Consider the following 16,648-nt stretch of genomic DNA (forward strand, 5'->3'; position numbering starts at 1 on the left):
GCTCAGCGGCCGGTCGCCGTCGGGTCGCCGACGAAGACCATGCCGAAGATGCCGAAGCTGAGCCGGCGCTCGTTCACCAGCGTGTACGAGGCCACGCCCACCGAGTGGTAACTGCTGGCGAACGCCGCCAGGTCACCCAGGCGCAGCAGCCCGGCGAGCTGGCTGCGCTCGGCCACCGCCGCCTTGATCTTCTCGCGGTGCCGCTCGGGCGACGGGTTGCTGAGCACGGCCACGCCCGCCAGCACGGCGGCGGCGAGAGCAGTCTTCACGGTGGCGTTGGGCATCCGGGCAGGTCCTGGGTGGTCTGAACAGACCGCAGTGTCGCCCAGCCCAGGCCGGAACTGACCGGGTTCGGCCCCGTTGTTCGGGGCACCGTGTGTGCCCAGGTGTTTCGACAATGGCTCAAGCGTCGGACAGATGTGTCCGATATCACGAGTCATGAGGAACACGACGTTGTCACACCGCAGGAGCTTCCGCTCCACCCTGTCGATGCCGACCGGCCAGCGGATCGAGGTTCGCCCCCCCTCGCTGTGCCATGCGCCCGACAGCGCCTGGCAACGCCTGATGTTCTGGCTGCTGGCCCCGGCCCCCCAGGACGCCGCGCCGCCGCTGAACCGCCTGCCCGCGGTGCGCGACGACTTCGTCACCGCCCTGGCCGACGTCGACAGCTTCGACGGCCGCGTCCTGAGCGATCGCGTCGCCATGGCGCGCTCGCTGCGCGAACTGTGGCACCTGCGCGCCGACGTGTACCGCCTCGTGGCGATCAGCCACAACCAGGCCGTCGCCGACGAACGCCTGGCCGAGCTGAGCCGCCACTTCCCCACCCGTGCGCCCCGCTCCGGCTTCGTGCCGCTGTGACCACCATGCTGCCTGCAGAACCCCGCCACTTCATGCCCTCGCCCGCCCTGCCCGGCGCCGGCCTGCCGCACGACCGCATGGCCCGCGTGGCCGCGCGCCGCGCCTTCGTGGTGCTGAAGAACACCTTCGCCGACGCGGTGGCCGGGATCGACGGCCACGAGGGCCAGTGGCTGCGGCGCCAGGTGCGATCGGCCGAAGAGCCCACCGACCTGTGGCTGCTGCGCGCGCCGGTGTTCGAGGCGCTGGCCGGCAGTTCGCTGGCATCGCGCCAGCACCGCCAGGCCCTGCGCCGCGAACTCGACTCGCTGTTCCCCGACAGCGTGCAGACCACCGGTTTCGGGCCGTTCTGACGGCCCGCATACCCTCATGCCGTTCTGACGGCCCGCCCACCATCACGCCGTTCTGACGGCGCCGCGGCTCAGGCCTTCACGCGCTCGCGGAAGGTGCGCCGGAACTTCTCGACCTTCGGCGCCACCACGAAGGCGCAGTAGCCGGCGCCCGGGTTGTTGGCGAAGTAGTGCTGGTGGTAGTCCTCGGCGCGGGTGTAGTTCTGCCGCTGCCGCAGTTCGGTGACGACCCGGCCCCCGCTGGCGCGGTTCACTTCGTCCAGCACCGCCTGCGCCACGGGCACCTGCTCGGGTGCGTGCCAGTAGATGCCCGAGCGGTACTGGGTGCCGACGTCGTTGCCCTGGCGGTTCAGCGTCGTCGGGTCGTGCACGACGAAGAAGATCTCCAGGATCTCGCGCAGCCCGATGCGGTCGGCGTCGAACTGCACCTGCACCACCTCGGCATGACCGGTGTCGCCTTCGCAGACCTGGCGGTAGCTGGGCTGCAGCACGTGGCCGTTGCAGTACCCCGATTCGACCGCGACGACGCCGTCGACCTGCTCGTACACCGCCTCGGTGCACCAGAAGCAGCCGCCGCCCAGCGTGATGGTCTCGATGCGCATGCCTGAACTCCTTGTTGCCCGACAGGCAGTCGGCGGGTGTGCCGACTCCTTACACTTGGCAGGATTATCCGGAGACTCCGTCCATGAAGCCGACCTTCCAGTGGGATGACCCCTTCCTCTTCGACCAACAGCTCAGCGACGACGAACGCGCCGTGCGCGACGCCGCGCACGCGTACTGCCAGGAACGGCTGCAGACGCGGGTGCTGATGGCCGCGCGCCACGAGACCTTCGACCGCACGATCATGAGCGAGATGGGCGAGCTCGGCCTGCTCGGCAGCACCATCGAAGGCTACGGCTGCGCCGGCCTCAACCACGTCTGCTACGGCCTGGTGGCGCGCGAGGTCGAGCGCGTGGACAGCGGCTACCGCAGCGCGATGAGCGTGCAGAGCTCGCTGGTGATGCACCCGATCCACGCCTACGGCAGCGAGGCGCAGCGCCAGAAGTACCTGCCCAGGCTGGCCACCGGCGAGTGGGTCGGCTGCTTCGGCCTCACCGAGCCCAACCACGGCAGCGACCCCGCCAGCATGCTCACGCGCGCCACGCCGGTGGACGGCGGCTACCTGCTCAAGGGCGCGAAGATGTGGATCACCAACAGCCCCATCGCCGACGTCTTCGTGGTCTGGGCCAAGAAGGCCGACCCCGACGGCCGTGTCGGCGGCCAGGAGAGCATCCACGGCTTCATCCTCGAGAAGGGCATGAAGGGCCTCACCGCGCCGAAGATCGAAGGCAAGATGAGCCTGCGCGCCAGCATCACCGGCGAGATCGTGATGGACGACGTGTTCGTGCCGGAGGCCAACCTGCTGCCGAACGTGAACGGCCTGAAGGGCCCGTTCGGCTGCCTGAACAAGGCGCGCTATGGCATCGCCTGGGGCGCGATGGGTGCCGCCGAGTTCTGCTGGCATGCCGCACGCCAGTACACGCTGGACCGGCAGCAGTTCGGCCGCCCGCTGGCGCAGAACCAGCTGATCCAGAAGAAGCTGGCCGACATGCAGACGGAGATCACGCTCGGCCTGCAGGCCTGCCTGCGCGTGGGCCGCCTGATGGACGACCACGCTGCGGCCCCGGAGATGATCAGCCTGATCAAGCGCAACAGTTGCGGCAAGGCGCTGGACATCGCGCGCATGGCACGCGACATGCACGGCGGCAACGGCATCCACGACGAGTACCACGTCATCCGCCACATGATCAATCTGGAAACCGTGAACACGTACGAAGGCACGCACGACGTGCACGCGCTGATTCTCGGCCGTGCGCAGACCGGCCTGCAGGCCTTCTACTGATCGCCCGGCCGTGAACGACCTCTTCCTGTCGCTGGGCATCGAGGGCTGGAAGCCGACCGTGTCGGCGTTGATCCTGCCGCCGCTGCCGTTCCTGCTGATGATCCTGGTCGGCGCGCGGCTGATGTACCGCAGCCGCCTGCTGGCCTGGAGCCTGCTGCTGCTGGGCACGCTGTCGCTCTGGGCCCTGTCGACCACGGCCGTCAGCGGCGCGCTCAGCAACTTCCTGCTGATGCCGCCGCGTGCGCTGAGCCCGTCGGAGATCGGCGACCTGAAGAAGGCGCAGAAGACCGCCATCCTGGTGCTGGGCGGCGGGCGCTCGCTGCTGGCGCCCGAGTACGGCGTCTCCAACCTCACGCCGCGGTCCATCGAGCGCCTGCGCTACGGTGTCTGGCTGTCGAAGGAAACCGGCCTGCCGCTGGGCTTCAGCGGCGGCGTGGGCCACGGCAACGAGCCGGGCCCGTCGGAGGCCGAGATCGCCGCACGCATCGCCGAACGCGAGTTCGCGCGTCCGCTGAAGTGGACCGAGACCAACTCCCGCGACACCAGCGAAAACGCCGCACGCTCGCTGCCGCTGCTGCACGAGGCCGGTGTCGAGCGCATCGTGCTCGTCACGCACGGCTTCCACATGCGGCGTGCGCTCGGCGGCTTCGCGCGCGCCCAGCAGCGCTCGGGCGTGACCATGGAGATCCAGGCCGCGCCGATGGGGCTGCGGGCGCCGGGCCGGCTGGGCCTGGACGACTGGCTGCCCAGCCGCGACGGCATGCTCGAGAGCCATCTCGTGCTGCACGAGTGGCTGGGCCGCCTCGCCGGCGCCTGAGCCCGCCGGGCCCTGCGGGCCCACCCGGTGCGGGGACATGCAAGCCCCGATTGGAGGGCGCCCGGCTTTGCCCCACACTCGCGCGACTTCCAACGACGAGGACACCCGACATGAAGACTCCCTGGCTGGCTGCGCTGGTGATTTCCCTGGCCGTGGGCCTGGCACCGACGCTGGTCGAGGCCAAGCGCCTGGGCGGCGGCAAGTCGTCCGGCATGCAGCGCGACATGCCCGCGCGCACGGCCCCCGACGCGCCCCCGGCCAAGCCGGCCGCACCGGCCCAGCAGGCGGCCCCCGCCACGGCTGGCGGCGCCGCTGCGGCTGCGACGCCCAAGCGCTCGTGGATGGGCCCGCTGGCCGGCCTGGCCGCCGGCCTGGGCCTGGCCGCGCTGTTCAGCCACCTCGGCATGGGCGAGGCGATGGGCAGCTTCCTGCTGATGGCGCTGCTGGCCGTGGCCGCGTTCTTCATCATCCGCATGGTCATGCGCCGCATGGCGCCGCAGCCGGCCGGCATGCCGGCGGGCAACACGATGGCCCGCAGCGGTGCGCAGGTGGCGTGGCCGACCCCGGCGGCTCCGTCCACCCCGTCGCCGTCCGTGACGCCGGTGGCAGCCGACGCCGTGGCGCCCGCTGCCGTCGCCGCCGACCCGGTGGCCCGCGCCTTCGTGCCGGCCGCGTTCGACAGCGAAGGGTTCGCCCGCATCGCCAAGACGATCTTCGTGCGCATGCAGGCCGCCAACGACAGTGCCGACCTCGACGACCTGCGCCGCTTCACGACGCCCGAGATGTTCGCCGAACTGCGCGTCGACCTGCAGGAGCGGGGCGCCAGCAACCAGCACACCGACGTCGTGCAGGTCGACACCCAGGTGCTCGACGTGGCCGACGATGGCCACAGCCAGATCGTCAGCGTGCGCTTCTTCGGCCAGGTGCGTGAAGAGGCCGGCGCCGCGCCAGTGGAGTTCGACGAGGTCTGGCACCTCGTGAAGCCGCACGACGACAGCCGCGCCTGGGCCATCGCCGGCATCGAACAGCAGCCCGGCAAGGCCTGACCGCGACAGCGGCGTGCCGGGGCCTCAGCGGGGCCCCAGCAACGCCAGGGCCCCGTCGCAGAGCCCACGCGTCACTTCGGCAGCCGGCAGGGCCTGCGACAGCCCGGCGCCCTGCCCGGCCCAGGCCTGCATTCTCTGCACATCCCCGGCGGCTTCGGCCGCCTTTTTCATGGCTGCGCTCAGGCCGCGCTGCACCGGGTACGGCGCCGGCGGCGGAGCGTCCGGTGCAGCGGCCGCTCGCACGTACGTGGTGGCCAGCGCCCGCCCCCAGCGGCCCGAGAAGGCGCGCGTGAGCTGGGTGTCCTCGGGTGCCAGCCCCTGCAGCGCCTGCGCCCAGACGGGTGCAATGCCGGCCTCGGGGCAGCGCAGGAAGCCGGTGCCGATCTGCACCGCGCTCGCCCCCAGCAGCAGCGCCGCGGCGACACCACGCGCATCGGCGATGCCGCCGGTGGCGACCACCGGCACCCGCACCGCGTCCACCACCTGCGGCAGCAGCGCGAACAGCCCGACCGCGCGGTCGACCGCCCCGGCTGCCACGAAGGCACCGCGGTGCCCGCCGGCTTCTGCGCCCTGGGCCACCACGACGTCGGCACCGGCCGCTTCGGCCGCACGGGCCTCGGCCACCGTGGTGGCGGTGGCGAACCAGGCGATGCCGGCAGCATGCAGCTGCCGCACGAAGGCCGGGGGGAACAGACCCATGATCGACGACACCGCGGCGGGTCGTGCCGCCAGCACGGCCCGGCACTGCGCGTCGAAGTCCTGCAGCGGCGTGTCGCCGGCACTGGCCGGCACCGCGGGCCCGAAGCCCGCCAGGAAAGCCCGCACCGCGGCCTCGTGGGCCGCATCCCGCTGGGGCGCCGGGTCGGGCACCCACAGGTTGATCTGCAAGGGCGCCGCGCTGGCGGCGCGGTAGCGGGCCACCCAGTCGGCGATCTGCGCGGCGTCGAGCAGCAAGGCCCCCAGCGCACCCATGCCGCCGGCGGCCCCCACCGCCACCGGCAAGGCGATCGCGGGCACCCCTGCCATCGGCGCCAGCAGCAGCGGCAGGCGCAGGCCGAAACGTGCGCAGAAGGCGCCGGTCCGGGCCGTCAGCATCGCGCGGCGGGCCGCTCCACGGCCGTCAGGTGGATGGCGCAGCGGCCGCACGCACCGGCGGTGCCAGTGCGGCGTGCGCCGCCAGCCAGCGCTCGCCGGCCGAGCCATCGGCCTGCGCGGGGTGGAAGTCGGCCGCCAGGTAGCGGCGCCACGGCCCGGCGCAGACCCGCACCAGGCCGTGCCGGCCGAACAGCGTGCGCGCCGCGCTCGCCCAGGTCGACGGGCGCTTCCAGCTGCCGTCGTGCCAGAGCAGGCGGCCGGTCTGCAGCGCCAGGTCGATGGCGAAGTTGACGCTGACGATGAAGAACAGGCGCCGCCGCCAGCGTTCGTTGCCCCCCAGTGCACGGTACAGGTCGAATGCCGCGCTGCGGTGTTCCAGCTCTTCGCTGGCGTGCCACAGCCACAGGTCGCGCAGGCGTGGTTCGGCACCGGCCAGCACGGTGGCGTGGTGCACCAGCAGATGGTCGGCCAGGATCGCCGTCAGGTGCTCGGTGGCCGCCGTGGCCCCGACCCAGCCACGCGCGTCGGCACCCTCGAGCCTGCGGCGGCGGCGCAGGATGCGGGGCTCCCAGCGGTTGACGCAGCCCTGCACCTCCAGCTGTGCGTTGAACAGCGCATGGATGCGTCGGTGCGTGGCTTCCTGGCCGATGAAGCCGGCCAGTGTGTCGTCGAAGGCCGCGCGCAGGTCGGCTGGCAGGTCCTGCGCACCGAGCCGCACGCTGTCGATGAAGAACTGCTCGCCGGCGGGAAAGCTGAACGACAGCGCGTTGAACAAGGCCGTGCGGAAGGCGTCGCCGCCGTTCCAGTGCCGGTCGATCGGCGTCTTCAGGTCGACCAGCAAGCGGCGCACGACGAGCGCTGCCATCGCCGTCAGCCCAGCGCCCGGCGCGCGTTGCGGAACATGCGCAGCCACGGGCTCGGCGCCGAGATGTCGCCCCCGCTCCACGACATCTGCACGTTGCGGATCACGCGCTCGGCGTGCGGCATCATCGCCGTGCAGCGGCCGTCGGCGGTGGTCACCGCGGTGAGGCCGCCCGGGCTGCCGTTCGGGTTGAACGGATAGGTCTCGGTGGCCTGCCCATGGTGGTCGACGAAGCGCAGCGCGCGCTGCACCGCCGCCGCGTCGCCGCGCTGCGAGAAGTCGGCGTAGCCCTCGCCGTGCGCCACCGCGATCGGGATGCGGCTGCCCGCCATGCCTTCGAAGAACAGGCTCGGGCTGGCCAGCACTTCCACCAGCGACAGCCGGGCCTCGAACTGCTCGCTCTTGTTGCGCGTGAACTTGGGCCAGGCCTGCGCTCCGGGGATGATGGGGCTCAGCGCCGCCAGCATCTGGCAGCCGTTGCACACGCCCAGCGTGAGCGTGTCCGGTCGCTGGAAGAAGGCCGCGAAGGCGTCGGCCAGCGCTCCGTTGAACAGGATGGACCGCGCCCAGCCTTCGCCCGCGCCCAGCGTGTCGCCGTAGCTGAAGCCGCCGCAGGCCACGAGCGCCTGGAAGACGGCCAGGCGTGCACGGCCGGCCTGCAGGTCGCTCATGTGCACGTCGAAGGTCTCGAAGCCCGCGAGGTGCATCGCGTAGCTCATCTCCAGGTGCGAGTTCACACCCTGCTCGCGCAGGATCGCCACCTTCGGCTTCGCGCCGCCGATGAACGGCGCTGCGACGTCCTCGGCGGGTTCGAACGTCAGGTGCAGGTGCAGGCCCGGGTCGTCGATCGCGCCCACGGCCGCGTGCTCGCTGTCGGCCGCGGCCGGGTTGTCCCGCCCGCGCGCGATGCGCCAGCTGACCTCGTCCCACTGCTGCTGCAGGTCGCGCAGCGGCGCGCTGAACTGCAGCTTGGTGTCGCGCCAGACCTCGACTGCAGTGCGGTCGTTGGTCTTGCCGACGACATGCGCGTGGCGGCTCAGGCCGTGCGCGCGCAGCGTCGCCAGGACGGCGTCGCGGTCGGCCGACCGCACCTGCAGCACCACGCCGGGCTCCTCGTTGAACAAGGCCTTCAGCGTCAGCTCGTTCCGGCGCTCGCCGACCTGGCTGGCCCAGTTCTTCGAGTCGCCGACCTCGGCGCGGCTGTCGCTGATGCCATCGCCCTCGGTCACCAGGATGTCCACGTTCAGGCTCACCCCGACCTGCCCGGCGAAGGCCATCTCGCACACCGTGGCCCACAGGCCACCGTCGCTGCGGTCGTGGTAGGCCAGCAGCCGACCTTGCGCGCGCAGCGCGTTCACCGCGTCCACCAGCGCGCGCAGGGCCTGCGGGTCGTCGAGGTCCGGCACGCCGTCCTGCACCTGGCAGCCGAACTGGCCCAGCACCTGGGCCAGCATCGAGCCGGCCATGCGGTCCCTGCCCTGGCCCAGGTCGACCAGCAGCAGCGTGGTGTCGCCGCGCTGCAGCTGCGGCGTCAGCGTACCGCGCACGTCGTCGAGCGACGCGAACGCCGTGACGATCAGCGACACCGGCGCCGTGACCTGCCGCTGCGCGCCGCCGTCGCTCCACTTCGTGCGCATCGACAGCGAATCCTTGCCCACCGGGATGCCGATGCCCAGCGCCGGGCACAGCTCCATGCCCACGGCGCGCACGGTCTCGTACAGCGCGGCGTCTTCGCCGGGCTCGCCGCAGGCCGCCATCCAGTTGGCGCTGAGCTTCACGCGCGGCAACGCGATCGGCGCGGCCAGCAGGTTCAGCACCGCCTCGGCCACGGCCATGCGGCCCGAGGCCGGTGCGTCCAGGCTGGCCAGCGGCGTGCGCTCGCCCATCGCCATGGCCTCGCCGCGGAAGCCTGCGAAGTCGGCCAGCGTCACGGCGCAGTCGGCCACCGGCACCTGCCAGGGGCCGACGAAGGGGTCGCGGTGGTTGAGGCCGCCGACGCTGCGGTCGCCGATGCTGATGAGGAACCGCTTGCTCGCCACGGTGGGGTGGCGCAGCACGTCCAGCGCCACCTGCGCCAGTGCCACACCGGTCAGGTTCAGCGGCGTCTCGCTGCGCGCCACGCGCTGCACGTCGCGGTGCATCTTCGGCGGCTTGCCCAGCAGCACGTCCATCGGCATGTCGATCACGGGTGCACTGCCGTCGTCGACCACCAGCGCACGGTCCGACGTGGCGGTGCCGACCACCGCGTACGGGCAGCGCTCGCGCTCGCACATCTGCTGGAACAGGGGCAGCAGGTCGGGGTTGACGGCCAGGACGTAGCGCTCCTGGCTCTCGTTGCACCAGATCTCCTTGGGCGCCAGGCCGCTTTCTTCCAGCGGCACGCGGCGCAGGTCGAAGCGCGCGCCCTGCCCGGCCCCGTCGACGAGCTCGGGGAAGGCGTTGCTGATGCCGCCGGCGCCGACGTCGTGGATCGCCAGCACCGGGTTGTGCGCGCCCAGCGCCCAGCAGTGGTTGATGACCTCCTGCGCGCGGCGCTGGATCTCGGGGTTGCCGCGCTGCACGCTGTCGAAGTCGAGTGCCGCGGTGTTGGTGCCGGCGGCCATCGAACTGGCGGCGCCGCCGCCCATGCCGATGCGCATGCCCGGCCCGCCCAGCTGCACCAGCAGCGTGCCGGCACCGAAGGGCAGCTTGTGCGTCTGGTCGGCGCTGATCGTGCCGAGGCCGCCCGCGATCATGATGGGCTTGTGGTACCCGCGGCGCACGCCGGCCACGGTCTGCTCGAAGACACGGAAGTAGCCGCCCAGGTTGGGCCGGCCGAATTCGTTGTTGAAGGCCGCGCCGCCCAGCGGGCCTTCGGTCATGATCTGCAGCGCGCTGGCGATGTGCGCGGGCTTGCCGACGGGCTGGCGTTCCCAGGGCTCGTCCGTGCCTGGCAGGTGCAGGTTGCTGACCGAGAAGCCGGTGACGCCGGCCTTCGGCCTGGCCCCGCGGCCGGTGGCGCCTTCGTCGCGGATCTCGCCGCCGGCACCGGTGCTGGCGCCCGGGAAGGGCGAGATCGCGGTCGGGTGGTTGTGCGTTTCCACCTTCATCAGCACGTGCGCCACTTCGGCACGCGCGCCGTAGGCCGGCGCGTTCGTGAAGCCCTGCGGCAGCCAGCGTTCGACCGGGCCGCCTTCCATCACCGCGGCGTTGTCGTTGTAGGCCACCACCGTGTGCTGCGGGCTGGTCTTCTCGGTGTGGCGGATCATGCCGAACATGCTCAGCGGCTGCCGCTGGCCGTCGATGCTGAAGTCGGCGTTGAAGATCTTGTGGCGGCAGTGTTCGCTGTTGGCCTGCGCGAACATCATCAGTTCGACATCGCTCGGGTTGCGCTGCAGGCCGGTGAAGGCGGCGACGAGGTAGTCGATCTCGTCGTCGCTCAGCGCCAGGCCGAACGTGGCGTTGGCATCGACCAGCGCCGCGCGGCCGCGGCCGAGCACGTCCACGTGTTCCAGCGGCGGCGCCTCGCGGGCGTCGAACAGGTGCGCGGCGTCCTGGCGTTCGAAGGCCACGCTTTCGGTCATGCGGTCGTGCAGCAGCGCGGCCACGGCCTGGCGTTCGTCGGCGCCCAGCGGCCTGGCGCCACCGAGCAGGCCGCTCTTCGTCGTCAGGCGGAATTCGGTGACACGCTCCACCCGGTGCAGCGCCAGGCCGCAGTTGCGTGCGATGTCGCTGGCCTTGCTGGCCCAGGGCGAGACCGTGCCCAGGCGCGGCATCACCACCACCAGGTCGCCGGTGTCCGGGCCGGCATAGGCATCGCCGTAGGTCAGCAGCGCCGCCAGCTTGTCGACGTCGGCCGCGGCGGGCGCGGCGTCGAAGGCCACCCAGTGCACGTGGCGCGCGGCCACGCCGGTGATGCGCGGGCCCGCACCGGGCAGGGCCTGCAGCGATGCCAGCAGGGCGCGGGCGCGGAAGTCGGACAGCGCATTGCCGCCCTCGAAGTGCATCAGTGTCAGGGCGGAAGGCAGCATGGCGGGCATTTTACGGGCCCGGTGGGATAATCCCGGGATGACGATTCCCATCAAAACCGGCGCCGAGATCGACGGCATGCGGCTCGCCGGCCGGCTCGCTTCCGAGGTGCTGGACATGCTGACGCCGCACGTGCGGCCGGGCATCACCACGCTGGAGATCGACCGCCTCGCGCGGGAGCACATGGTCAACGTGCAAGGCGGGGTGCCGGCGACGCTGGGCTACCAGCCGCCGGGCTACCCGGCCTACCCGGCCTCGCTGTGCACGAGCCTGAACGACGTGGTGTGCCACGGCATCCCCGACGACAGGCCGCTGAAGAACGGCGACATCGTCAACATCGACGTCACCGTCATCAAGGACGGCTGGCACGGCGACAACAGCCGCATGTTCGTGGTCGGCGAAGGCAGCATCGCGGCCAGGCGCCTGTGCCAGATCACCTTCGATGCCATGTGGAAGGGCATCGTGAAGGTCAAGCCCGGGGCGCGGCTGGGCGACATCGGCCATGCCATCCAGACCTTCGCCGAGAACGCCGGCTTCTCGGTGGTGCGCGAGTTCTGCGGCCACGGCGTGGGTCGGCGCTTCCACGAGGAACCGCAGGTGCTGCACTACGGCCGCCCGGGCACGCTGGAAGAACTGGTGCCGGGCATGATCTTCACGATCGAGCCGATGATCAACGCCGGCCGCCGCGAGATCAAGGAAGACCGCAAGGGCAACCGCCCCTACGACGGCTGGACCATCGTCACGAAGGACCGCTCGCTGTCGGCGCAGTGGGAGCACACGGTGCTCGTCACCGAGACCGGCTACGAGGTGCTCACCGTGTCGGCCGGCAGCCCGCAGCCGCCGGCGTTCGCGCCGGCCGGCTATGGCGGCGCCACGGTGCCGGCCGCCGCGGCCACCTGAGTCCATGTCCTCCGTTTCCGAGACGCCCACGCGCGCGCCGGGCAGCGTGGCCGCGTTGCGGGCCCGCTTCCGTGACGGCAAGCAGGCGCTGATCACGCACTTCCGCGAAGGCCGCGCCACCACCACCGCCGCCAACCAGCTGCTGCGCGCGCTGGCGCGGCATGTCGATGCCACGCTGGCCGCGCTGTGGGACCACGCCGGCATGCCGGCGGGCGCGGCGCTGGTGGCGGTGGGCGGCTACGGGCGCGGCGAGCTGTTCCCGCACAGCGACGTCGACGTGCTGGTGCTGCTGCAGCGCGGCCAGGAGGCCGACGCCGTGAAGGCCTCGATCGAGGGCTTCATCACCGCCTGCTGGGACATCGGGCTGGAGATCGGCTCGTCGGTGCGCACCGTCGACGAGTGCCTGGAAGAAGCCGCGCGCGACGTCACCGTGCAGACGGCGCTGCTCGAGTCGCGGCTGGTCTGCGGCGCGCGCCGCGTCTTCACCGCCTTCCGCGACGCCAGCCTGCAGGCGATGGACGCGCGCGCCTTCCTGCGCGCGAAGACGCTGGAAATGCAGCAGCGCCACGTGAAGTACGAGGGCACGCCGTACGCGCTGGAACCCAACTGCAAGGAAAGCCCCGGCGGCCTGCGCGACCTGCAGGTGGTGATCTGGGTCGCGCGCGCCGCGGGCCTGGGCCGCACCTGGAGCGAGCTCGCGGCCAAGGGCCTGGTGACGCCGTTCGAGGTGAGCCAGCTCAACAAGCACGAAGGCACGCTGCGGCTGATCCGCGCCCGCTTGCACGTGGTGGCTGGCCGCCGCGAGGACCGCCTGGTCTTCGACCTGCAGACCGCGGTGGCCGACAGCTTCGGCTACAAGCCCACCAAGGGCCAGCGCAGCAGCGAGGTGCTGATGCACCGCTACTACTGGGCGGCCAAGGCGGTGACGCAGCTGAACCAGATCCTGATGATGAACATCGAGGAACGCATCATGGGATCGGAGGCGGCGCCCAGCCGTCCGATCACCGCGCGCTTCCTCGAACGCGCGGGCATGCTCGAGGTCGCCAGCGACGACCTCTACCTGCAGAACCCGCACGCCATCCTCGAGACCTTCCTGGTCTTCGCGCAGACGCCGGGGATCCAGGGCCTGAGCTCGCGCACGCTGCGCGCGCTGTACAACGCGCGCAACGTGATGGACAGCGGCTTCCGCCGCGACCCCATCAACCGCGAGCTGTTCATGGAGATCCTGCGCCAGCCCAAGGGCCTGACGCACGCCTTCCGGCTGATGAACCAGACCAGCGTGCTCGGGCGCTACCTGTGGGTCTTCCGGCGCATCGTGGGCCGCATGCAGCACGACCTGTTCCACGTCTACACCGTGGACCAGCACATCCTGATGGTGCTGCGCAACGTGCGCCGCTTCTTCATCCCGGAGCACGCGCACGAATACCCGTTCTGCAGCCAGCTGGCCTCGCAGTGGGACCGGCCCGACCTGCTGTACGTGGCGGCGCTGTTCCACGACGTGGCCAAGGGCCGCGGCGGCGACCACAGCGACCTCGGCGCGGCCGAGGTGCGGCGCTTCTGCCGCGACCATGGCCTGTCGAAGGACGACACGCAGCTGGCCGAGTTCCTCGTCAAGCACCACCTGACGATGAGCCGCATGGCGCAGAAGGAAGACCTGTCGGACGCCGACGTCATCGGCAACTTCGCGCGCCTGGTGGGCAGCGAACGCCGCCTCACGGCGCTGTACCTGCTGACGGTGGCCGACATCCGCGGCACCAGCCCGAAGGTGTGGAACGCCTGGAAGGGCAAGCTGCTGGAAGACCTGTACCGGCTGACGCTGCGCGCTCTCGGCGGCTCGCGGCCCAACCTCGACGCCGAGATCGAGGCGCGCAAGCAGGAAGCGCGGCAGAACCTGGCGCTGCACAGCGCGCTGCCCGGCACCGAGGAGCCGCTGTGGAAGACGCTGGAGATCAGCTACTTCGCGCGCCACGACGCCGCCGACATCGCCTGGCACGCGCGCTCGCTGTGGCGCCACATCGAGAGCGCCACGCCGGTGGTGCGCGCGCGCTCGTCGCCGGTGGGCGACGGGCTGCAGGTGCTGGTGTACGCGCCCGACCGCGCCGACCTCTTCGCCCGCATCTGCGGCTACTTCGACAGCGCCGGCTTCAGCATCCTCGACGCCAAGATCCACACCACGCGCAGCGGTTACGCGCTCGACACCTTCCAGGTCGTGGCCCCCCGGCTGGGCGCCGACGGCCCTGGCGCCTACCGCGACCTGATCTCGCTGGTCGAGAACCAGGCCGCGCAGGCGCTGGCCTCCACCGGCCCGCTGCCCGAACCCAGCCGCGGCCGCGTCTCGCGCCGCGTGCGCTCGTTCCCGGTCGTGCCGCGTGTCTCGCTGCACCCCGACGAACGCGCCCAGCGCTGGCTGCTCACGGTGTCGGCCAGCGACCGCTCGGGCCTGCTGTACGCGGTGGCCCGCGTGCTGGAACGCAACCGCATCAACCTGCAGCTGGCCAAGGTCACGACGCTGGGCGAACGGGTCGAGGACACCTTCCTCGTCGACGGCCCGGCGCTGCAGCAGCCCAAGGCGCAGCTGCGCATCGAGGGCGAACTGCTCGACGCCGTGGCGGCGGCTCCCTGATGTCGCTGCGCCGCATCAGCGCCGCCGACGCCATCGCCCGGCTGGCCGAGTTCAGCGCCGTCATCGACGCACGCAGCGAGAGCGAGTTCGCCGAAGACCGCCTGCCCGGCGCGCTGAACTGGCCGTCGCTGAACGACGCCGAACGCGCGGCCGTGGGCACCACCTACAAGCAGGTCTCGCCCTTCCTGGCGCGCAAGCAGGGTGCGGTGCTGGTGGCGCGCAACATCGCGCGCCACGTCGAGGGCCACGTGCAGCCGCTGGAACGCGACTGGAAGCCGCTGGTGTACTGCTGGCGCGGCGGGCAGCGCTCGGGCGCGCTGGCCAGCGTGCTCGACCAGATCGGCTTCGGCGTGCACGTGCTCGACGGCGGCTACCAGGCCTTCCGGCGCGCGGTGGTCGCCGAGCTCGAGACGCTGCCGGCCACGCTGCGGCTGCGCGCGGTGTGCGGCCGCACCGGCTCGGGCAAGAGCCGGCTGCTGCAGGCGCTGGCGGCTGCCGGCGCGCAGGTGCTCGACCTGGAAGCGCTGGCCTGCCACCGCGGCTCGGTGCTCGGGCCGCTGCCAGGGGTGCCGCAGCCGGCGCAGAAGGGTTTCGAGACGCTGCTCTGGCGCGCACTGCGGGGCTTCGACACCACGCGGCCGGTGTTCGTCGAAGGCGAGAGTCGCACCATCGGGCGGCTGCGCGTGCCCGAACGCCTGCTCGAGCGGCTGCGTGCCGCACCGGTGCTGCACATCGAGATGCCGGTGGCGGCACGCGTCGCGCTGCTGCTGGAGGACTATGCCCACTTCGTGCAGGACGCCGACGCCTTCTGCCAGCGCCTGGCCGCGCTGCGCGAGCTGCGCGGTGCCGCCACCGTCGAACGCTGGCAGGCGCAGGCACGCGCGGGCGACTTCGCCGCGGTCGTGCAAGAGCTGCTCGACCAGCACTACGACCCGGTCTACCTGCGCTCGATGCAGCGCAACTTCGCAGGCTTCGCGGCGGCCCGGGTGCTGCCGCTGGACGACGGCGCGCCGGCCACGCTGGACGCCGCGGCTCGCGCGCTGGCGTCCGAGCCCTGACCGGCCGCGCGCGCCCGACCGAACGGCCTGCCCCCCACCGCTTGCCCGGGATCAAGACCGTCCGCGCCCTTCCCGCCTAGACTGGACCGCTTTCGATGCCGAACTCCCCTGCCCTGGAAGAGTCGCGCCGCTTCGCCGTGCGCGCGATCCCGCTGCTGCGCCCGCTGTCCTGGCTGGCACGGGGCGCGCGCGACCTGGCCCGCGCGCCGCTGCCGGGTCTGCTGCACGGGCTGGCCAGCGCACTGTTCGGCGGCCTGCTGTTCTGGGCCGCGCGCGACCGCTTCTGGCTGCTCGCCGGCGCCTTCAGCGGCTTCCTGATCGTGGCGCCGCTGGTGGCCACGGGCCTGTACAACGTCAGCCGCGCGCTGGAGCGCGGCCGCCCGGCCGGCCTGGGCGCGGCGCTGGCAGCCTGGCGCCCCGACGACCGCCGCCTGATCGCGTTCGGCCTGCTGCTGGGACTGGCCGGCACCGGCTGGGTCCTGACCTCGGCAGCGCTGATCACCGGCTTCTCGCCCGAGCCCATCCGCAAGCCCGAGGACTTCGTGCGAGTGGTCATGCTGGCAGACACCGGCCTGCTGTTCGAGGCCTGGCTGGTGCTGGGCGGCGTGCTGGCGGCGCCGGTGTTCGCCAGCAGCGTGGTGGCCATTCCGCTGCTGCTGGACCGCAAGGTCAGCGTGCTGGCTGCCGTGCTGACGAGCTGGCGCGTGGTGATGGCCCACCCGGCGCCGATGGCCTTCTGGGCAGCGCTGCTGATGGGCCTGACGGCGCTGGCGATGGCGCCGCTGCTGCTGGGGCTGGTGGTCGTCGTGCCGTGGCTGGCGCACGCCAGCTGGCATGCCTACCGCGACCTCGTCGACGTCAGCGAGCTGCCCTCGCAGCCCACGCGCGCCTGGCGCTGAACCCGCAAGCGCAGGACACGCCGCCATGGACTTCACGGAAGAGCAGATCGCGCAGTTCGGGCTGACCTTCGGGGTCGGCGCGTTCATGCTCTACATGGTCTTCATCATCTTCCAACTGGCCCGCGAGTCGAAGGCCGGCCGGTTCGGCACCTTCGTGCTGTTCGTGGCGCTGGGCTTCGGCCTGGTCGGCTTCGCCGCCAAGGGCGTGATCAAGTTCTTCATCGGCGGCGCCGAGTGAAGGCCCGCGAGGCAT

Annotated in this window: 15 protein-coding genes; 10 read left to right on the forward strand and 5 right to left on the reverse strand. The window is 71.9% G+C overall.

Features of this window, described 5'->3' with window-relative positions; all coding sequences use genetic code 11:
- Window positions 1–2: 2 nt before the first annotated feature.
- On the reverse strand, window positions 3–284 hold the full coding sequence (locus ACPOLB_RS03460; protein ID WP_425259906.1) for a hypothetical protein: 282 nt from the start codon (window positions 282–284) through the stop codon (window positions 3–5).
- 205 nt (window positions 285–489) lie between these two features.
- On the opposite strand from ACPOLB_RS03460, the gene ACPOLB_RS03465 reads away from it, so the two are divergent.
- Entirely contained in the window at window positions 490–858 is a 369-nt protein-coding gene (locus ACPOLB_RS03465) for a hypothetical protein (RefSeq protein WP_425259907.1), read from the forward strand.
- A 5-nt stretch (window positions 859–863) separates the two neighbouring features.
- Window positions 864–1,208, forward strand: coding sequence for a hypothetical protein (locus tag ACPOLB_RS03470; RefSeq protein ID WP_425259908.1), 345 nt, complete (start codon window positions 864–866; stop codon window positions 1,206–1,208).
- Between the two features lie 68 nt (window positions 1,209–1,276).
- Here the strand turns inward: ACPOLB_RS03470 and msrA are convergent, their stop codons facing one another.
- A complete protein-coding gene (gene msrA / locus ACPOLB_RS03475) occupies window positions 1,277–1,807 on the reverse strand; it encodes a peptide-methionine (S)-S-oxide reductase MsrA (protein WP_425259909.1) in 531 nt (176 codons plus the stop codon).
- 83 nt (window positions 1,808–1,890) lie between these two features.
- On the opposite strand from msrA, the gene ACPOLB_RS03480 reads away from it, so the two are divergent.
- The 3 genes from ACPOLB_RS03480 to ACPOLB_RS03490 all read left to right on the forward strand — a co-directional run bounded on the left by ACPOLB_RS03480 (window position 1,891) and on the right by ACPOLB_RS03490 (window position 4,950).
- On the forward strand, window positions 1,891–3,087 hold the full coding sequence (locus ACPOLB_RS03480; RefSeq protein WP_425259911.1) for an acyl-CoA dehydrogenase: 1,197 nt from the start codon (window positions 1,891–1,893) through the stop codon (window positions 3,085–3,087).
- Between the two features lie 10 nt (window positions 3,088–3,097).
- Window positions 3,098–3,904 (forward strand): YdcF family protein, encoded by an 807-nt coding sequence (locus tag ACPOLB_RS03485; protein WP_425259913.1) that lies wholly within the window; start codon window positions 3,098–3,100, stop codon window positions 3,902–3,904.
- 110 nt (window positions 3,905–4,014) lie between these two features.
- Window positions 4,015–4,950 (forward strand): Tim44 domain-containing protein, encoded by a 936-nt coding sequence (locus tag ACPOLB_RS03490; protein WP_425259915.1) that lies wholly within the window; start codon window positions 4,015–4,017, stop codon window positions 4,948–4,950.
- Between the two features lie 24 nt (window positions 4,951–4,974).
- Here ACPOLB_RS03490 and ACPOLB_RS03495 read toward each other — a convergent pair whose 3' ends face one another.
- From ACPOLB_RS03495 to purL, 3 genes are read right to left on the reverse strand one after another with little or no spacing between them, the layout of a single operon-like run.
- A complete protein-coding gene (locus ACPOLB_RS03495; protein WP_425259916.1) occupies window positions 4,975–6,045 on the reverse strand; it encodes an NAD(P)H-dependent flavin oxidoreductase in 1,071 nt (356 codons plus the stop codon).
- A gap of 25 nt (window positions 6,046–6,070) precedes the next feature.
- Window positions 6,071–6,910 carry a metal-dependent hydrolase gene (locus ACPOLB_RS03500; RefSeq protein ID WP_425259917.1) on the reverse strand — a complete coding sequence of 280 codons (840 nt, stop codon included), beginning with the start codon at window positions 6,908–6,910 and terminating at the stop codon, window positions 6,071–6,073.
- A 5-nt stretch (window positions 6,911–6,915) separates the two neighbouring features.
- Window positions 6,916–10,917: a phosphoribosylformylglycinamidine synthase gene (gene purL, locus ACPOLB_RS03505; protein WP_425259918.1), complete on the reverse strand. Its 4,002-nt coding sequence runs from the start codon at window positions 10,915–10,917 to the stop codon at window positions 6,916–6,918.
- A gap of 37 nt (window positions 10,918–10,954) precedes the next feature.
- Here purL and map point away from each other — a divergent pair, with 37 nt between their 5' ends.
- The 5 genes from map to ACPOLB_RS03530 all read left to right on the forward strand — a co-directional run bounded on the left by map (window position 10,955) and on the right by ACPOLB_RS03530 (window position 16,633).
- The gene (gene map, locus ACPOLB_RS03510) at window positions 10,955–11,815 is read left to right on the forward strand and encodes a type I methionyl aminopeptidase (RefSeq protein ID WP_425259919.1); all 861 of its coding nucleotides are present in this window, start codon (window positions 10,955–10,957) and stop codon (window positions 11,813–11,815) included.
- 4 nt (window positions 11,816–11,819) lie between these two features.
- On the forward strand, window positions 11,820–14,438 hold the full coding sequence (locus tag ACPOLB_RS03515) for a [protein-PII] uridylyltransferase (RefSeq protein ID WP_425259920.1): 2,619 nt from the start codon (window positions 11,820–11,822) through the stop codon (window positions 14,436–14,438).
- Window positions 14,438–15,496, forward strand: a complete 1,059-nt coding sequence (mnmH, locus tag ACPOLB_RS03520) for a tRNA 2-selenouridine(34) synthase MnmH (protein ID WP_425259921.1) — start codon at window positions 14,438–14,440, stop codon at window positions 15,494–15,496. Before ACPOLB_RS03515 ends, mnmH begins: the two co-directional genes overlap by 1 nt.
- 95 nt (window positions 15,497–15,591) lie before the next feature.
- On the forward strand, window positions 15,592–16,395 hold the full coding sequence (locus ACPOLB_RS03525; RefSeq protein WP_425259922.1) for a DUF2189 domain-containing protein: 804 nt from the start codon (window positions 15,592–15,594) through the stop codon (window positions 16,393–16,395).
- 25 nt (window positions 16,396–16,420) lie between these two features.
- Complete coding sequence (locus ACPOLB_RS03530; RefSeq protein ID WP_425259923.1) at window positions 16,421–16,633, forward strand: DUF2788 domain-containing protein; 213 nt, start codon at window positions 16,421–16,423, stop codon at window positions 16,631–16,633.
- Window positions 16,634–16,648: the final 15 nt, after the last annotated feature.

It is taken from the genome of Rubrivivax soli (assembly GCF_049810355.1).
Taxonomy (GTDB): Bacteria; Pseudomonadota; Gammaproteobacteria; order Burkholderiales; family Burkholderiaceae_C; genus Rubrivivax.

Coding starts and splice junctions, on each gene's coding strand:
- ACPOLB_RS03460 (WP_425259906.1), bottom strand. CDS start 284: ATGCCCAACGCCACCGTGAAGACTGCTCTCGCCGCCGCCGTGCTGGCG.
- ACPOLB_RS03465 (WP_425259907.1), top strand. CDS start 490: ATGCCGACCGGCCAGCGGATCGAGGTTCGCCCCCCCTCGCTGTGCCAT.
- ACPOLB_RS03470 (WP_425259908.1), top strand. CDS start 864: ATGCTGCCTGCAGAACCCCGCCACTTCATGCCCTCGCCCGCCCTGCCC.
- msrA (WP_425259909.1), bottom strand. CDS start 1,807: ATGCGCATCGAGACCATCACGCTGGGCGGCGGCTGCTTCTGGTGCACC.
- ACPOLB_RS03480 (WP_425259911.1), top strand. CDS start 1,891: ATGAAGCCGACCTTCCAGTGGGATGACCCCTTCCTCTTCGACCAACAG.
- ACPOLB_RS03490 (WP_425259915.1), top strand. CDS start 4,015: ATGAAGACTCCCTGGCTGGCTGCGCTGGTGATTTCCCTGGCCGTGGGC.
- ACPOLB_RS03495 (WP_425259916.1), bottom strand. CDS start 6,045: ATGCTGACGGCCCGGACCGGCGCCTTCTGCGCACGTTTCGGCCTGCGC.
- ACPOLB_RS03500 (WP_425259917.1), bottom strand. CDS start 6,910: ATGGCAGCGCTCGTCGTGCGCCGCTTGCTGGTCGACCTGAAGACGCCG.
- purL (WP_425259918.1), bottom strand. CDS start 10,917: ATGCTGCCTTCCGCCCTGACACTGATGCACTTCGAGGGCGGCAATGCG.
- map (WP_425259919.1), top strand. CDS start 10,955: ATGACGATTCCCATCAAAACCGGCGCCGAGATCGACGGCATGCGGCTC.
- ACPOLB_RS03515 (WP_425259920.1), top strand. CDS start 11,820: ATGTCCTCCGTTTCCGAGACGCCCACGCGCGCGCCGGGCAGCGTGGCC.
- mnmH (WP_425259921.1), top strand. CDS start 14,438: ATGTCGCTGCGCCGCATCAGCGCCGCCGACGCCATCGCCCGGCTGGCC.
- ACPOLB_RS03525 (WP_425259922.1), top strand. CDS start 15,592: ATGCCGAACTCCCCTGCCCTGGAAGAGTCGCGCCGCTTCGCCGTGCGC.
- ACPOLB_RS03530 (WP_425259923.1), top strand. CDS start 16,421: ATGGACTTCACGGAAGAGCAGATCGCGCAGTTCGGGCTGACCTTCGGG.